Raw genomic sequence first — 16135 nt, 5'->3', positions numbered from 1 at the left:
TCTGTTTTGACGTGGAGGTTGAGTGATTATGGCGGGACCGTATTTCCGCATCGGCAATCGGTCCGCGGCGATCGTCGCAGCCATGGCGGTCGCGCTTGGCGCCACGCCGGTCGCCGCGCAGATGACCGACGGGTTCAATTTTCTGAAGGCCGTGAAGGAGCGCGATGGCACCGAGGCGACCCGTTTTCTGAATGAACATGGCTCGGTGCTGGTCAATGCGCGCGACGGCAGCAGCGGCGAGACGGCGCTGCTGATCACGGTCCGGCGGCGTGATGCGGTATGGACCCGCTTCATGCTCGATCGCGGCGCGAATCCGAACGCGGCCGACAAGAAGGGTGTGACCCCGCTGTCGGCAGCGGTCGCCCTGGGTTTCACCGAAGGCGCCGAACAGCTGCTGAAAAAGGGCGCGCGGACCGATGTGTCGAACGACACCGGGGAGACGCCGCTGATCACCGCGATCCATCGGCGCGATGCCCCCATGGCGCGCCTGCTCCTGGCACACGGCGCGGATCCTGACCGGCCCGACAATTCGGGTCGCAGCGCCCGGGATTATGCCCGGCTCATGGGCAACGCGTCAGCCATGCTGACCGAGATCGAACGCGCCGACGCCACGCGGAAGGACGCCGGCGGCGCGGGCCTCTACGGCCCGGCGATCTGATGGCCGCCGGGACCGCCGCCGACCTGACGCTCGACGAACTGCGGCTGGCACTCGCCCCGGCCATTGCCGACGCCGCTATCTTCGACGGCTGGAGCGATGCAGCGCTGGTCTCCGCTGCACGAATGGACGGGCTCGATCCGGACGTGGCGCGCCTCGCTTTCCCGGGCGGCGCGATGGACCAGATCGCCGCCTGGATCGAAGGCGTTGACACGATCATGGCCGAAACCCTGCCGGCGGAGACGCTCGCCACCATGAAAATTCGCGACCGGATTCGCGCGCTGGTGGAGGCGCGCCTCGCCGCGGTCGCTGGACGCGAGGAAGCGGCGCGCCGGGCGCTCGCCATAATGGCCATGCCGCAGAACCTCGTCCGCGCCGGCAAACTCGGCTGGCGCAGCGCCGACGTGATGTGGCGCCTCGCGGGCGATACGGCCACCGACTACAATCACTATACGAAGCGTGCCATCCTCGCCTCGATCTACGCCGCCACCCTGGCGGTGTTTGTCGACGACCAGAGCGAAGGGAAGGCCGATACACGCGCGTTCCTCGATCGCCGGATCGACGGGGTCATGCGCTTCGAAAAGGCCAAGGCGCAGTGGCTCCGCCCGTCGGACGAACGGTTCAGCATCGCGCGCTTCCTGGGACGCCTGCGCTACCCCAGCACGTGATCCTAATGCAAATCAGTTGCAATTAGGGATGGGGGCCCCTAGGCGCACGAAATGACACTCGAAGGATTGGAGCGCGGCCATCGTGCGCGCATCGTCGCGATCGATTGGTCGCGCCTGCCGCGCGAAGACGCCGCTCGCCTGCGCGCGCTCGGCCTCGACGAAGGGGCGCGCGTCGCCGTGGCGCACAGGGGCGTGCTGGGCGGGCGGGATCCGCTGGCTGTCATGGTCGGCCGGATGACGGTCGCGGTGCGGCGTGTCCACGCCGCGGCCATGGAGATCGAACCGCTGTGATCGCGTCCCCTCTCGCAGTCCCGCATGGCCAAGGAGCGCGGCCATGAAGGCGGCGCGCGTCGCCGCGTTGGTCGGCAACCCGAACGCCGGCAAGAGCGCGCTGTTCAACGCCCTCACCGGTGCCCGCCAGAAGATCGCCAACTACCCGGGCGTGACGGTCGAGCGGAAGGCCGGGCGCCTTGCGCTGCCGAGCGGCGAACCGATCGAATTGATCGATCTGCCGGGCGCCTACTCCTTCGACACCACCAGTCCCGACGAGGAGGTGACGCGAAAAGTGGTGCAAGGAGAATTCTCAAGCGAGGCGATACCGGATGTACTCGTTATCGTTCTCGATGCGGCGAACCTCGAACAGCATCTGGTATTCGCGCAGGAGGTCATCGCGCTCGGCCGGCCCACTGTGGCGGCGCTCAACATGGTCGATCTTGCGGAACGCGATGGCCTGGTGATCGATCCGGCCGCGCTGGCCCAAAGCCTTGGCGTGCCCGTGGTGCCCACGGTGGCGGTGCGGCGGCGCGGTCTCGCCGAACTTGCGGCAGCGATTGCCGAGGCGCGGGATGGCACGGCCCATCCGCGTCCGCAGGTGACATTGCCGGAACGGCGGCTGCTGGCGGAGAACATTGCCAAGGGCGCCGTGCTTTCCGAAACCGCGCAGCACCGCCTTCACGCCGGCCTGGACAAAGTGCTGCTGCACCCATGGCTGGGCCCGGTCATCCTGTTCGGGCTGCTGTTCGTGGTGTTCCAGGCAGTTTTCGCATGGGCGACCCCCTTTGCGGACGCGCTGGAGGGCGTGCTCGTGCTTGCGTCGGACGGGGTGCGCAGCGCGATGCCGGCGGGTTTCGTGCGCGATTTCATCACCGAAGGCGTTCTTGCCGGCGTCGGATCGGTCGTGGTGTTCCTGCCGCAGATCATCATCCTGTTCGCCTTCATCCTGACGATGGAGGCGACCGGCTATATGGCGCGGGCGGCCTATCTGATGGACCGGATGATGCAAGGCGTGGGCCTTTCCGGCCGCAGCTTCATCCCGCTGCTTTCCAGCTTCGCCTGCGCGATTCCCGGAATCATGGCCACCCGCAGCATCGCCGACCCGAAGGACCGGCTGACCACCATCCTGATCGCGCCCCTGATGACCTGTTCGGCACGCCTGCCGGTGTACGCCGTGATCATCGCCGCCTTCATTCCGGCGACCACGGTCGGCGCCGGGATCGGCCTCCAGGGCCTCGTCCTGTTTGCACTCTACGTCGCCGGCATCCTCGGGGCGATGGCCGTCGCGCTGGTTCTGCGGCGATCCGTCGCGAAGGGCGATGCCAGCGGCTTCATCATGGAACTGCCGCGTTACCAGATGCCGCAGCTCAAGGACCTGGCGATCGGCCTGTGGCAGCGCGCCTGGGTGTTCCTGCGCCGCGCGGGCACGATAATCTTCACCGTGACGGTTGTGCTCTGGCTGCTGCTGACCTTCCCCCGCGCCGCGCCGGGCGAAAGCCAGGTGGAAGCATCGGCGGCGGGCCAACTGAGCAAGGGGCTTGCCGTCATCGTGGAGCCCATCGGCTTCAATCGCGAAATCGCGCTCGCGATCATCCCGGCCATGGCCGCGCGCGAGGTGGCGGTGGCCAGCCTTGCGACGACATACGCGGTCGATGCGCCGGACGAGGAAGCGGCAGCCGCCGGCCTGGCCAGCCAACTATCGTCGCGCTGGAGCCTTCCAACCGCGCTTGCCTTCCTGGCGTGGTTCGTGTTCGCGCCCCAGTGCCTGTCCACGATCGCCGTCACGCGCCGCGAGACGAACGGGTGGAAGTGGCCGGCGTTCATGCTCGCCTACCTGTTCGCGCTGGCGTACATTTTCGCCGGGCTGACCTACTGGATCGCGGTCGCGGTGGGCCTCTAGCCCGGCTGTTTTCGCGCGGGGGGCGACAGGCGGCCAAGAGCCCGCACCCCGCGCCGCGGGCACCGATCCGTGCGGCTTCGTGTCCTGGTGTGCGCAAATCCAATGGCAGGGCTGGCGCGTGCCCGAGCCGTTGGTTAAGCGCGGCCACAACCAAGAGAGGAAAGCGATTCCATGGCCGGGTCACTCAACAAAGTCATGCTCATCGGCAATCTGGGGGCCGACCCCGAAGTCCGCAGCTTCCAGAACGGCGGCAAGGTGTGCAACATCCGCGTTGCCACGTCGGAAACCTGGAAGGACCGCCAGACCGGCGAGCGCAAGGAAAAGACCGAGTGGCACACGGTCGCCATCTTTGGCGAAGGGCTGGTCGGCGTGGCCGAACAATACCTGCGCAAGGGCAGCAAGGTCTACATCGAAGGCAAGCTGCAGACGCGCAAGTGGCAGGACCAGTCGGGTAACGACCGCTATTCCACCGAAGTGGTAGTGCAGGGCCCGGGCGCCGTGATGACGATGCTCGACGGCCCGCAGGGGTCGGGCGGCGCCCAGCGCGGCGGGGGCGGCAGCGGCGGCGACTGGAACCGCGGTTCAGGCAGTGGCGGCGGCCAGCAGGGCGGCGGCTGGGGCCAGACCGGCGGAGCGGCCGGCGGTGCATCGGGCGGCGGTTCGAACTACGACGACCTCGACGACGATATCCCGTTCTGATCCGCGCCTAGCCGGGCAGGTGCGACATGCCCGGATTGATGCTGAGAACATTTTCGCGATCGGCACGCGCGCGGCATTCCGGCGGGACGCCGCGCCGCGTGTTGCCGCGGTGATCGAGAACCGTGATCGGCATCGTCCCGCCGCCGCCATGAAAACTGTCGCCATCGCGAAACACCGCGCCGGTCTGGCCATCGCGCAGGAAGTAGCCCTCGGCATCCCGGCCAACCGTGGTCCCGTCGTAAAATAACGGAAGCACTGGCAGGCCGCCGCTGGCTTGCGCGATCGTGACGCACTGGCCGTCGATGCGCACCCTGCCGCTGACCCCTGCGAGCAGTAAAATCGGATTCTCGCCGGCGCGCGGCGCGGCCCTGACGGCGGCGAAGGGTAGCGGACCCGGCAGGCTGCTGGCATCGCGCACCGGATGCCCAGCCACACAGCCTGCCGTCAAAATGGACAGGAAGATTGCCAGCCGCGGCGTGGTCACTTGCGCAAGGCGGCCAGCGCATCCGCCAGCGGACCCTTCGGCGAATCTTCATCGACGATGCCCGCTTCGCGCCGCGCCGCATCGGCGCCGGGCCCTTCGGCATACGGATCGATCGCGAGGGCGAGGGTTTGCGCCACCGCTTCGCCAAGGTCGAACATGTCGCCGGCGTATTCGATCTCGTCGGGCTCGTCGGCCGGCAGTTCGGCCTCTTCCTCCGGGTCGACCTCGCGCGCCTTCGTCACGAAGCGCAGGGCGAGCGGTTCCTCCAGCCGGACGGCGAAATCCTCGCCCGAGACAGCGCAGGCCTGGGTCAGTTCGGCATGAAGCACGCCCGTCGCCAGGATCGCATCGCCATCGGGCGCCATGTCAACTTCGGCGCGCATGGCATCGACCGCGCGCACGCCGAAGCGGCGGGCGAGGGCGGCGCGTTCGTCCGCGTTCGCCGAAACTTCCGCGTGTTCGGGCGGCACCGGCCGCGCGCGGATCATCCGGACGAACTCGGGCGCGGGGTCTTCGGCGCGTTCGGCGGTCATGCGAAGCGCCCCGCCAGCACGTCGGCCTCCGGCACTGCCTCGAGGCGCTGGGAGAAAGCGCGCAGCCCCTCGGCCACGCGCGCTATTTCGGCATCGTCCCGCAATGTCATGTTCCGTTCCACCGCTTCGATCATCGCCCCCGCGTCACCCGCCGCGGCCTGGCGATAGGCGGACAAGCGGCCGCCGAGCGCGCTCATCAGCTTGCCCACCCGCTTGCCGACGACGACGTCGCCCACGCCGAATTCGCGCAGCTGGCCGTCCATGTCCTCGACGAACAGTTCCGTAAGATAGACCTGCTCCTGTGCCAGCCCCTCTGCCCGCTCCAGCCGCAGCAGGACGGCGGCGAGGATGGCCGTGACCATGTCAAAGCGTCCGTCGATCGTGTCGGCCACCCCTGCGCGGTACCATTCCGGCTGGCGTGCGGCGGCGACGACGGCGTGCCACGCGGGGCGCAGCGCCTCGCGCGGATCGGGGGCGGCGGAAAACGCCTTCGGGAAAATGCGGGACAGCAGGCTCATGCCCTGCCATGTCGCGCGCATTCAGCGGCAATTCAAGCGCCGGGCCACAGGGCGCCGCCTTGACGGCCGGCGCGCGCGCGATTGCCAGCCGCCCTGCAGCCTCCTAAGGCGGCGGCAAGATCGATGCGAGAGACGAGGAAAACGATGACGGCAGTACGGCTTCTGGGTGCAGGCGCGCTCGCGGCGATGGCGCTGGCGGTGTCGGGCTGCGCGTCGATCCGCGAAAGCCGGGGCTACATCGTCGATTCGACCCTGACCGGTTCGGTGCAGCCGGGCATCGACAACAAGCAGTCCGTCCAGGCGACGCTGGGCCACCCCAGTTTCGAAAGCCAGTTCGGCGTCCCGACGTGGTATTATGTTTCCAGCCAGACGGAGCGCCGGCCCTTCATGCGCCCGCGCATCGGCGAACATTCGGTTCTGGCGGTCACGTTCGATGCGGCCGGCAACGTCGCGGGTGTCGAGCGCTCGGGCCTCGACAAGGTGGTGTTCCTCACGCCCGATGGCGATCGCACGCCGACCCTGGGGCGCGACCGCACGTTCTTCGAAGACCTGTTCGGCAATATCGGCGCGGTCGGTGCGCCGGCGGCCGGTGGCGGCGGGCCCGGCGCCTGACGCGAACCGCGGCGGCGGGTTGAAGGCGTTTTTCGCGCCTCCCATATCGCGCCGATGGACGACAGCAATCGATCGAGCCGCGACGCCTGGGGGCTCACGCCCTGGCATGGGACCACCATCATCGGCGTGAAGCGCGACGGGCGCACGGTCGTGGCCGGGGACGGCCAGGTCTCGATGGGCAATACGGTGATGAAGCCGAACGCCCGCAAGGTGCGCCGCATCGGCAAGGACGGCGCGGTTGTCGCGGGCTTTGCCGGCGCGACCGCCGACGCATTCACCCTGTTCGAGCGGCTGGAAAAGAAGCTGGAACAGTATTCCGGCCAGCTCATGCGCGCGGCGGTGGAGCTTGCCAAGGACTGGCGCACCGACAAGTACCTGCGCAATCTCGAAGCGTTGATGATCGTGGCCGACAAGGACGTGCTCCTGGTGCTCACCGGCAATGGCGACGTGCTGGAGCCTGAAGGCGGTATCGCGGCGATCGGTTCGGGCGGCAATTACGCGCTCGCGGCGGCGAAGGCGCTGGCCGATTACGAAGCGAATCCTGAAAAGATCGCGCGCCGCGCCATGCAGGTGGCCGCCGATGTCTGCGTGTTCACCAACGATCGGGTCACGCTGGAGAGCGTTGGCGACTGACGCCAAAGCGCGCTAGCCTCGGGTGATGAGATCGCCCGGCGGCGCGCCCGCCTCCCCCAAGCTGATGTGGATCCAGGCCCTCCGGGGCCTTGCCGCGCTGACGGTTGCGGCGGTGCACCTCAACGACGGGTTCGCGCGGTTCCTGGATGACCGGCTGGGCCTGGTTCCGCGCGGGGACCAGCTCGCGCAAGCGGCGGTGGCGCTGTTCTTCGTGATTTCCGGGTGCGTGATGGTGATCTCCTCCGGCAGAATGGCCGGCTCGGTTCGCGGGATGGGCACCTTCTGGCGGAGGCGTGCGGTGCGGGTCCTGCCGCCCTACTGGGTCGCGACCGGGGTGATGGTTGCGGTTGCGCTGTGGCTCACGATGCCGCTCGACGTGAGGGACGTGGCGGCATCGCTGGCGTTCGTGCCCCTGGCCGCGCCGCCGGGATCGCCCGCGCCCTTTGCGCTCTACCTCTGGCCGGCATGGACCCTGTTCTACGAGCTGATCTTCTACGCGATTTTCGGCGCATGCCTGGTGTTGGGCCGGAAGCGGGCCGCCATCGCCTGCGCCGCCGCGCTGGTCGCGCTGGTGACGATTGCGCCGCCCCTGATGGGCGATACGCTGGCGGTGCATGCCGCGACCCGGCCGGTCATGCTGCTGTTCATCGGCGGCCTTGCCGCGGGGCTCGCGGTGTCGAGGGCGGTTCCTGCCGTTCCGATGCCCGCGCGGCTTGCAGCGCTGGTGATGGCGGGCGCCGTGTTCGTCCTCGCGCCCCATCCGGAAACCAGGCTGGGCTATGGCTGGTTGCTATGGGCGGGCCTGCCGGCGCTCCTCGTTTTTGTCGCCGCCATGGGTTGGCCGCTGCACGGGTTCGCCCGCCGCATGGCCGGCACGCTCGGCGATGCCAGCTACGCGCTTTACCTGCTCCATATCCCCTTCGCCCATGCGTGGATGCGGGTGTTCGATGGGTGGCTCGGCGGGAAGGGCGGGTCAATCGGCTATCTTGCGGGCGGCCTCCCGCTGCTCGTGATCGTGTCGATTGCTTTCCATCGCGTTGTGGAACGGCCGCTGACCGCCGCGCTCAATCGTGCGGCGGCGCGCCTGTCTTGAACCCGCGTGCCGCGAACCCCAATTGCCGGGCATGACGGGACCCAATCACGCCGCTCTTACCCCCAAGGCCATCGTCGCCGCGCTCGACGCCCACATCGTCGGCCAGGCCGATGCCAAGCGCGCCGTCGCGGTGGCGCTGCGCAATCGCTGGCGCCGGCAGCGGTTGAACCCCGACCTGCGCGACGAGGTCAGCCCCAAGAACATCCTGATGATCGGCCCCACCGGCTGCGGCAAGACCGAGATCAGCCGCCGCCTCGCGAGGCTGGCCGAAGCGCCCTTCGTGAAAGTCGAGGCGACCAAGTTCACCGAAGTCGGCTATGTCGGCCGCGACGTGGAGCAGATCGCCCGCGACCTGGTGGAAGACGCGATCCGGCTCGAAAAGGACCGCCGCCGCGAAGCCGTGCGCGAGGCGGCGAGCAAGGCGGCGATGGATCGCCTGCTGAAGGCGCTCGTCGGCGAGAACGCCAGCGAGGCGACGCGCGAGAGCTTCCGCGCCCGCATCGTCGAGAACGCGATGAACGACGTCGAGGTGGAGATCGAGGTCGAGGACACGCCGCAGATGCCTTTCGACCTCGGCGGGGCGGGCGGCAACGTCGGCATGATCAACCTCTCCGACATGATGGCCAAGGCGATGGGCAAGTCCGCGCTGAAGCGCCGCAAGCTCAAGGTACCCGACGCCTGGGACAAGCTGGTGGAGGAAGAAGCCGAAAAGCGCATGGACCAGGACGATGTCGCCCGCGCCGCCCTGGCCAATGCGGAAGGCAACGGCATCGTGTTCCTGGACGAGATCGACAAGATCGCGGTGAGCGACGTGCGCGGCGGAAGCGTCAGCCGCGAAGGCGTGCAGCGCGACCTGCTCCCCCTGATCGAAGGGACGACCGTCAGCACGAAGTACGGCCCCATGAAGACCGACCACGTGCTGTTCATCGCCAGCGGCGCGTTCCACGTCGCCAAGCCCAGCGACATGTTGCCCGAACTGCAGGGCCGCCTGCCCATCCGGGTCGAGCTGCAGAGCCTGACCGAGGCGGATTTCGTCCGCATCCTCAGCGAAACCCGCGCCAACCTCGTGACGCAGTATGTCGCCCTGCTCGGCACGGAGGACGTCACGCTCCAGTTGGGCGACGACGCCATCCGCGAGATCGCCCGCATCGCCGCGGCGGTGAACGAGAGCGTGGAGAACATCGGCGCACGGCGCCTGCAGACCGTGATGGAGAAGCTGCTGGAAGAAATCAGCTTCGAAGCCGAGGACCGCAAGGGCGAGACGGTGGTGATCGATGCCGAATACGTCCGCACCCGCCTCGACGGCCTGGCGGGCGACACGGACCTGTCAAAGTATATCCTCTGACGCGGATGCACCGCGCCGGTCGTTCGGCGGGGCGCATCGGCTGTTCGTCCCCGGGACGGTTGAACGCAAGGGCGGCGGTCGGCTAGGCTGCCCCCCTTTGAGACTTCTTGGGGAAGGTCGCACATGATCCGATCGATTCTGGCCGCCGGCGTGGCGTTTGCTGCGCTGAGTGCAACACCGGCGCTGGCCGCGCCCGCGCAACCGGCCGCAATTACCGCGCCTGAAATCGCCTTTACCGAATGGAAGCTGCCCAACGGGCTGCGCGTGATCGCCCTGCGCGACCCGACGACGGCGAGCGTCACCACGTCGGTCTGGTACGAAGTCGGATCGAAGCACGACCCGCAGGGCCGGAGCGGTTTCTCCCATTTGTTCGAGCATATCCTGAGCCGCAAGACGGAGAATATGCCCTACAACATGGTCAACCGGTTGACCGAGGATGTCGGCGGCACGCGCAACGCGTCCAACAGCGACGACCGCACGAATTATTACGAGACCGTGCCGGCCCAGTATCTCGAAACGCTGCTGTGGACGCACGCGGAGCGGATGGCCCGCCCGGTGGTCGATAACGAGGTGTTCGAGAACGAACGAGCGGTGGTGAAGGAGGAACTGCGCCAGCGTATCCTTGCGCCGCCTTACGGCCGCATCCGCATGGTCCTGGCCGAAAACGGTTTCGACGTCTTGCCGCAGCGCCGGCCGGGGATCGGCAGCCTGGAACAGCTTGATTCGGCGACGCTCGACGATGCGCGCGCTTTCCACCAGGCATATTACGGACCGGATACCGCGACCCTGATCGTGGCCGGCAATTTCGACGAAGCGCGCCTGCGTTCGATGGTCGACAAGTACTTCGCCGCCATCCCGCCGCGCGCGAACAAGATTCCCCTGGCGATCACGGCCAGGGAGCCGCAGCGGATGGCGCCGCGTGAACTGGTCGCCACGGCACCCAACGTGCCCTTGCCGGTGAGCGGTTCGCTGTGGAAGATTCCCGGCGCCGCCCACCCCGACACTGCTGCGATCGAGGTGCTGGACGCAGTGCTGTCACAAGGCGACAATTCCCGCATGCACCAGGCGCTGGTGCGCACCGGCAAGGCGGTGTCTTACAGCCAGGCGGTCAATTCCAGCGAGGAAGGCGGCTACTTCGCGGCCTTCGCCATCCTCAATCCCGCAGCCGACAAGGCCGATGTCGCCGCCACGATCGCCAGTGAGTTCGAGCGGGTGCGTGACGGCGGCGTAACGGCTGCCGAACTGTCGGAGGCCAAGAACGAACTCATGGCATCCGCCTTGCGCCGCCGGGAAACCGTCACGGGCCGCGCGTTCGAACTGGGCGAAGCGCTGGTGGTGAGCGGCGATCCGCGCGCGGCCGACATCCGCCTCGACCGGATTCGCAAGGTATCTGCCGCCGACGTGCAGCGCGTGGCACGCACGTACCTGACGCCGCAGAGTGTGGTGAACTGGCGCTACGAAGCCGGACCGGACAATCCCGAAAGCTACGCAAATCCCGTCCCGATGCCGACGTTTGCCAGCGTTCCGCCGGCCAAGGGTGAACCTGCTAAGCTGAACGACGAGGCCACGCGCGTCGCCCCTCCCGCTCCGGGCGTGGCGCCGCAGGTCCAGCGCGCGGCATTGAGCCAGGCGAAGCTGGGCAACGGCATCCCCCTTGTCACCGCGCAGACCGGGACCGTGCCGATCGCCACGATGACGGTCATCCTGCCGGGCGGCACGTCGACCGATCCTGCGGGCAAGTCGGGCCTCGCCTCGATGGCGTCGATCCTTGCGGACAAGGGCACGCCAACCCGCAGCGCGACCCAGATCGCGGCCGCGCTGGAAAGCCTGGGCGCGCAGATGGGGGCGACCCCGGGCGTCGACGGCACGTTCTTCAGCCTGACCGCGCCGACCGCCAACCTCGCGGCGGCGGGCGAAATCCTGGCCGACGTCATCAAGAACGCCAGCTTCCCGCAGGAAGAGCTCGACCGCGAACGCAAGCGGACGATCGACAGCCTCCAGGTCGCGCTGAAGGACCCGGGTTCGCTGGCCGGCATGGTCGCGGACCGCGTGTTCTATGGCGATTCCGCCTATGGCGCCGTGACGACGGTGAATTCGCTTCCGCGCATCGATCAATCCGACCTTGCCGATTGGCGCCGGAGCTGGTGGCATCCGAAGACGGCCAAGATCGTCGTCAGCGGCGGTATCGCGCCCGCCCAGGCGCGCTCCGTGGCCGAGCAGCTGTTCGGTAACTGGCAGGAAGCCCGGCCGGCGGGTGTCGCCCCGGCCGACCCCGCGGGGGCCAATCGCCCTGTGCAGACGATCGTGATCGACATGCCCGAGGCGGGGCAGGCCGCCGTGCTGGCGGGCGTTCGCGCACCGGCGCGCGGTAGCTCCGATTACTATCCGCTGGTGCTCGCCAACTCCGTGCTCGGCGCCGGTTCGAACGGGCGCCTGTTCAACGAAGTGCGCACCAAGCGCGGCCTCAGCTACGGATCGTACAGTTCGTTCGGCAGCCGAGCGGACGAATCGATCCTCACGGCCAGCGCGCAGACCAAGAACGAAAGCGCGGACGAGGTGACGCAGATCATCCTCGACCAGTTCGGGGCACTGGGCACCGCGCCGGCCGATGCCGACGCGCTCGAAAAACGGCGCCTGTTCCTCGGGGGGTCGTACACCCGCGCGCTGGAAAGCAGCTCCGGCTTCAACTCGATCGTTGCCGGCTTGGTATTGCAGGGCATCGAGCCCGGCGAAGCGGCGCGGTTCGCGGAACGCCTTTCCGCAGTTTCGCCCACGGCAGCCGCGGATGTGGCCAGCCGGCTGGTTACGCCGGACAAGGCCTCCGTCGTCATCGTCGGCAACGCGGCCGCGTTCCTCGATGACCTGAAGAAAATTCGCCCGAACGTGACGGTCATCAAGGCGAGCGACCTCAACCTCGACAGCGCTTCCCTGACGGCGACGGGCGGCTGAGACGCATTCCATTCTGCCCGGCATCGCGATTGGCGATCGCCGGGCAGGGTGATACGCTTTGTCTTCACACCGAAGGAGACGGCGAATGCCCAGCGGAGGATGCCATTGCGGCGCGGTGCGTTACTCGGTCGAAGGCGAGATGCACCATAACGCCGTATGCCACTGCCAGGACTGCCGCCGATCCGCCGGCGCCCTGATGGTGCCCTGGGCCGCGTTCGACAAGAACGCGCTGACGATAGAGAAAGGCCAGCCCGCCACCTATCAATCGTCCGAGCACGGGGAACGCCACTTTTGCGGCAGCTGCGGCACGGGCCTGTTCTATTTTAACGAGGCGATGTTGCCGGGGATCGTCGATATCCAGGCGGTCACCCTGGACGATGCCGAGGCATGCCCGCCGCAAGCCCATATCCAGATAGCCGATGCCTTGTCGTGGGAGCGGACCCTGGCGGACCTGCCGCAGTTCGACCGCTTTCCCGGCGGGTAGGGGCGCCCGGTTATTCGGCCGCCTCCAGGTTCCGGTCGCGTTCGGCCTGCTGGCGTGACCACATCTCCGCGTAGAGACCGCCGCGCCGCAGCAGGGCTTGGTGCGTTCCCTGTTCGGCCAGGCGGCCGTGATCCATCACCAGGATGCTGTCGGCGTCGGCCACGGTCGACAGCCGGTGCGCGATCGACAGGCTGGTGCGGTCCTTGCTGACCCGGTGCAGGGTATCCAGAATCCCCTGCTCGGTGCGCGAATCGAGCGCGCTTGTCGCCTCGTCGAGGATGAGGATCGGCGGGTCCTTCACCAGCGTGCGGGCGATCGCCACGCGCTGTTTCTCCACGCCCGACAGTTTCAGCCCCCGTTCCCCGACTTCGGTGTCGAAGCCATGGGGCAGCGCTTCGATGAAGGGCAGGATCGCCGCGTCGCGTGCGCCGCGCACGATATCGTCGTGCAGCGCGGGCCCTTGGGAATGCGGGCGGCCGTAGCCGATGTTGTAGCCGATCGTGTCGTTGAACAGGACGCTGTCCTGCGGAACGATGCCGATCGCGGCGCGCAGCGATTCCTGGGTTACGGCGGAAATATCCTGCCCGTCGATCAGGACCCGACCCGACCAGGGATCGTAGAACCGGAACAGCAGCCGCGCGATCGTGCTCTTTCCGGCACCCGAAGGGCCGACAATGGCGACGTGCGCGCCGGCGGGCACTTCGAAGCTCAATCCGTGAAGGATCGTGCGGTCGGGGTCGTAACCGAACACGACGTCTTCGAACGCGACCGTGGGACGCCTGACGACCAGGGCCGGGGCGCCGGGCGTGTCGGCGACCTCCACCTCGGTGTCGATCAGCCGGAACATCGCGGCCATGTCGATCAGGCCCTGGCGAATGGTCCGATAGACCATGCCCAGCATGTCGAGCGGACGGAACAGCTGCGTCAGGTAGGTCTGGACGGCAACCAGGTCGCCCACCGACAGCAGCCCCCGGCTCCACTGCCAGACCGTGAAGCCCAGCGCGAACAGCATCAGGGCGTTCATGATCACGGCCTGGACGATGTTCAGCACGCCAAGGGAGTTCTCCGACCTGACGGCCGCCTGCGCATAGGCCTGTGCCGCCCGTCCGTAACGCTCGCGCTCCCGCTCTTCGGCGCCGAAGTATTTGACCGTCTCGTAATTCAATAGGGAATCGACCGCGCGCGACAGGGCCATGCCGTCGAGATCGTTCATCTTGCGGCGGAGCTCGGTCCGCCATTCGGTGATCCAGCGGGTCGCCGCGATGTAGATGGCGACGGTCACGGCGGTGGCGAGAACAAGCTCGAACCCGAACAGGGTGTAGAAGATCGCCGCCACCGCGATCAGTTCCAGCACCGTCGGCGCGATGTTGAACAGCAGGAAATAGAGCATCGAATCGATGCTCTTGGTTCCGCGCTCGATGGTCTTGGTCACCTCGCCCGTGCGGCGGCCCAGATGGAAGCGCAGGCTCAGCTGGTGGAGCCGGGCGAACGTGTCTTCGGCAAGGTGCTGCGTCGCCTCCTGCCCGACGCGCTCGAACACGATGTTGCGCGTGTTATCGAAAGCGGTGCTGAGGAACCGCGCTGCGACGAAGGCGATGACGAACGACATCGCGACCCACAGGCCTTCGTTGCCGCCCGCAGCCATCGTGTCGACGATCGTCTTCATCGCCAGCGGCGTCGCCAGCGTCAGGCCCTTGGCCAGGACAACCAGGAGCAGCGCCGCCGCGATCCGCAGGCGCAGATCGGGGCGATTATCGGGCCAGAGATAGGGGGAGAACCGGCGAAGCGTGGCCCACCCGTCGTATCTCTGGATGTCGGTATCTGGTGGGGCGTCGGGCGGCATCTGCGTCCATGTGGGCAACCGGCCCGCCAAGGGCAATGGTGCAGCAATTGCGCCCTTCGAGGATCGCTAACAGCCCGATGGCAGGCTGACCCGTTCCAGCACACTGCCCGCAGCGCGCTGGCAAATGCCGTCGTCGCGCGCGAAAGGCGGCATCGTGACCGATAGCGGTAAGGCCCACCGCGCAGCCCACGCATTGCGGTCGTGGTCCTGGCGCACAACGAAGCGCGCCGCATCGCGCGGTGCCTGGACGCCCTGCCGCGCGCGGAGGGCATCTCCATCCATTGCGTGGTCAACGGCTCGACCGACAGCACCGCGGCCATCGCCCGGAGCAGGCGCGACGTGGACGTGCGGGAATACCCCCGGGGCGGCAAGGCGCGGAGCTGGAACCGTTTCGTGCTCGAAGAAGCGCCGCGCGATATCGAAACATTCGTCTTCGTCGATGGCGATGCGCAAGTCGCCGCCGGCTCCGTCGAGGCGCTCTCCCTGGCGCTGGCGCGCAATCCCGGTGCCAATGCCGCAGCCGGCATGCCGCTCAACGGCCGCCGCGCCGAACGGTACCGCGCCGAGATGATCGCGTCGCACGGGCTGTTCGGCGACCTCTATGCGTTGCGCGGCACTTTCGTGGAGCGGATGCGGCAGGCGGGCATAAGGCTGCCGGAAGATCTGGTGGGCGACGATTCGCTGATCGGCGCGCTGGCGAAGACCGATCTCGGCAACGAGGACTGCTGGGTGGATGCGCGCATCGTGCCCTGCGTCGAAGCGGGCTTCCGCTGCGACCCTGTTTCGTGGCGGCCGGCGCAGATCAGAATGCAGTATCGCCGCATGATCGCCTACAGCGTCCGGCACCGCCAGAACGCGATCATAAGCCGGATCATGCGCGGTCCGGGCCCGGTCGGCCTGCCGCGCCAACTGTCGGCCCTCTACCGGGAAGAACTCGACCGTGCAGTGCCGGGGCGCGGATGGCGGTGGCGCTGGTTCGACCGCCAGGCTCTGCGCCAGATGCGGCAGGAAAGCCTCCCCGCCTGAAGGTCAGGCCGGGCTGACTTCCCGCCGCAGGAGGAACTCGGCGGTTTCGCGGAGCGCATCGCGGGCAAGCAGCAGGAGCGCCGCGAGATACGTGCTCACCCCAATCGCCGCGAGCGCCGCCAGCTCCGCGACAGCTGGCAGGGGCGGCAGCACGCTGCGGGCGGCATAGACGGTCATGCCCATGATCGCGGTCGAGGCGAGGGCGGGGGCCAGCGTCCGCGCGAGCTCGCTCCACCTGACGTGGATCGCCGGCAAGGTGAGAGCATAGGTGAAAGCGAGCAGCGCCGGCGACGCGATCCACCAGGCCTGGACGAGCCCCTGCGTGCCCGACCGTGCGCCGATCAAGAACAGGACGGGAAAGATGATCGCCCCCATCAGATTGGTCGCAAGGTAGATCCGGGGGCGACCCATCCCGTTGGT

17 protein-coding genes (1 of these 17 cut by a window edge) are annotated in these 16135 nt (G+C 67.9%); 12 read left to right on the top strand and 5 right to left on the bottom strand.

Annotation, left to right across the window (positions count from 1 at the left end; genetic code table 11):
• The first annotated feature begins 28 nt into the window (after window positions 1–28).
• The 5 genes from GRI40_RS07475 (at window position 29) to ssb (ending at window position 4195) form a co-directional block, all read left to right on the top strand.
• Window positions 29–658 (top strand): ankyrin repeat domain-containing protein, encoded by a 630-nt coding sequence (locus GRI40_RS07475; RefSeq protein ID WP_160610744.1) that lies wholly within the window; start codon window positions 29–31, stop codon window positions 656–658.
• On the top strand, window positions 658–1323 hold the full coding sequence (locus tag GRI40_RS07470; RefSeq protein ID WP_160610743.1) for a COQ9 family protein: 666 nt from the start codon (window positions 658–660) through the stop codon (window positions 1321–1323). Before GRI40_RS07475 ends, GRI40_RS07470 begins: the two co-directional genes overlap by 1 nt.
• Before the next feature lie 51 nt (window positions 1324–1374).
• On the top strand, window positions 1375–1614 hold the full coding sequence (locus GRI40_RS07465; protein WP_160610742.1) for a FeoA family protein: 240 nt from the start codon (window positions 1375–1377) through the stop codon (window positions 1612–1614).
• Between the two features lie 43 nt (window positions 1615–1657).
• Window positions 1658–3496 (top strand): ferrous iron transporter B, encoded by a 1839-nt coding sequence (feoB, locus tag GRI40_RS07460; RefSeq protein WP_160610741.1) that lies wholly within the window; start codon window positions 1658–1660, stop codon window positions 3494–3496.
• 171 nt (window positions 3497–3667) lie between these two features.
• The gene (gene ssb, locus GRI40_RS07455) at window positions 3668–4195 is read left to right on the top strand and encodes a single-stranded DNA-binding protein (RefSeq protein WP_160610740.1); all 528 of its coding nucleotides are present in this window, start codon (window positions 3668–3670) and stop codon (window positions 4193–4195) included.
• Window positions 4196–4202: 7 nt separating this feature from the next.
• Here the strand turns inward: ssb and GRI40_RS07450 are convergent, their stop codons facing one another.
• Genes GRI40_RS07450 through GRI40_RS07440 form a run of 3 tightly spaced genes read right to left on the bottom strand, consistent with a single transcriptional unit; the run spans window position 4203 to window position 5730 of the window.
• Window positions 4203–4679, bottom strand: a complete 477-nt coding sequence (locus GRI40_RS07450; RefSeq protein ID WP_160610739.1) for a hypothetical protein — start codon at window positions 4677–4679, stop codon at window positions 4203–4205.
• A complete protein-coding gene (locus GRI40_RS07445) occupies window positions 4676–5212 on the bottom strand; it encodes a YceD family protein (RefSeq protein WP_160610738.1) in 537 nt (178 codons plus the stop codon). The genes GRI40_RS07450 and GRI40_RS07445 overlap by 4 nt, the downstream gene beginning before the upstream one ends.
• Window positions 5209–5730, bottom strand: a complete 522-nt coding sequence (locus tag GRI40_RS07440) for a ubiquinol-cytochrome C chaperone family protein (protein WP_202390154.1) — start codon at window positions 5728–5730, stop codon at window positions 5209–5211. The genes GRI40_RS07445 and GRI40_RS07440 overlap by 4 nt, the downstream gene beginning before the upstream one ends.
• 144 nt (window positions 5731–5874) lie before the next feature.
• On the opposite strand from GRI40_RS07440, the gene GRI40_RS07435 reads away from it, so the two are divergent.
• The 6 genes from GRI40_RS07435 to GRI40_RS07410 all read left to right on the top strand — a co-directional run bounded on the left by GRI40_RS07435 (window position 5875) and on the right by GRI40_RS07410 (window position 12846).
• Window positions 5875–6342: an outer membrane protein assembly factor BamE gene (locus tag GRI40_RS07435; protein WP_237489020.1), complete on the top strand. Its 468-nt coding sequence runs from the start codon at window positions 5875–5877 to the stop codon at window positions 6340–6342.
• 54 nt (window positions 6343–6396) lie between these two features.
• Entirely contained in the window at window positions 6397–6975 is a 579-nt protein-coding gene (gene hslV / locus GRI40_RS07430) for an ATP-dependent protease subunit HslV (protein WP_160610736.1), read from the top strand.
• A 25-nt stretch (window positions 6976–7000) separates the two neighbouring features.
• Window positions 7001–8068 (top strand): acyltransferase family protein, encoded by a 1068-nt coding sequence (locus GRI40_RS07425; protein WP_160610735.1) that lies wholly within the window; start codon window positions 7001–7003, stop codon window positions 8066–8068.
• A gap of 31 nt (window positions 8069–8099) precedes the next feature.
• A complete protein-coding gene (gene hslU / locus GRI40_RS07420) occupies window positions 8100–9413 on the top strand; it encodes an ATP-dependent protease ATPase subunit HslU (RefSeq protein WP_160610734.1) in 1314 nt (437 codons plus the stop codon).
• Window positions 9414–9536: 123 nt separating this feature from the next.
• The gene (locus GRI40_RS07415; RefSeq protein WP_160610733.1) at window positions 9537–12362 is read left to right on the top strand and encodes a M16 family metallopeptidase; all 2826 of its coding nucleotides are present in this window, start codon (window positions 9537–9539) and stop codon (window positions 12360–12362) included.
• Between the two features lie 85 nt (window positions 12363–12447).
• Window positions 12448–12846 carry a GFA family protein gene (locus tag GRI40_RS07410; protein WP_160610732.1) on the top strand — a complete coding sequence of 133 codons (399 nt, stop codon included), beginning with the start codon at window positions 12448–12450 and terminating at the stop codon, window positions 12844–12846.
• 10 nt (window positions 12847–12856) lie between these two features.
• On the opposite strand, the gene GRI40_RS07405 is transcribed toward GRI40_RS07410, so the two are convergent.
• The gene (locus GRI40_RS07405; RefSeq protein ID WP_160610731.1) at window positions 12857–14689 is read right to left on the bottom strand and encodes an ABCB family ABC transporter ATP-binding protein/permease; all 1833 of its coding nucleotides are present in this window, start codon (window positions 14687–14689) and stop codon (window positions 12857–12859) included.
• A gap of 201 nt (window positions 14690–14890) precedes the next feature.
• Between GRI40_RS07405 and GRI40_RS07400 the strand changes: the two genes are divergently transcribed.
• The gene (locus GRI40_RS07400; protein WP_337190518.1) at window positions 14891–15715 is read left to right on the top strand and encodes a glycosyltransferase; all 825 of its coding nucleotides are present in this window, start codon (window positions 14891–14893) and stop codon (window positions 15713–15715) included.
• Window positions 15716–15718: 3 nt separating this feature from the next.
• Here the strand turns inward: GRI40_RS07400 and GRI40_RS07395 are convergent, their stop codons facing one another.
• A protein-coding gene (locus tag GRI40_RS07395) for a lipopolysaccharide biosynthesis protein (protein WP_237489019.1) crosses the window boundary here: on the bottom strand, window positions 15719–16135 show its 3' end. Its footprint extends 1080 nt past the window's final position; the window shows 417 of its 1497 coding nt (coding positions 1081–1497); the start codon falls outside the window, past its right edge — the gene reads right to left on this strand; it ends in the stop codon at window positions 15719–15721.

This window comes from Tsuneonella aeria (genome assembly GCF_009827495.1).
Lineage (GTDB): Bacteria > Pseudomonadota > Alphaproteobacteria > Sphingomonadales > Sphingomonadaceae > Tsuneonella > Tsuneonella aeria.
This window is presented reverse-complemented; position numbering and strand designations above follow the sequence as displayed.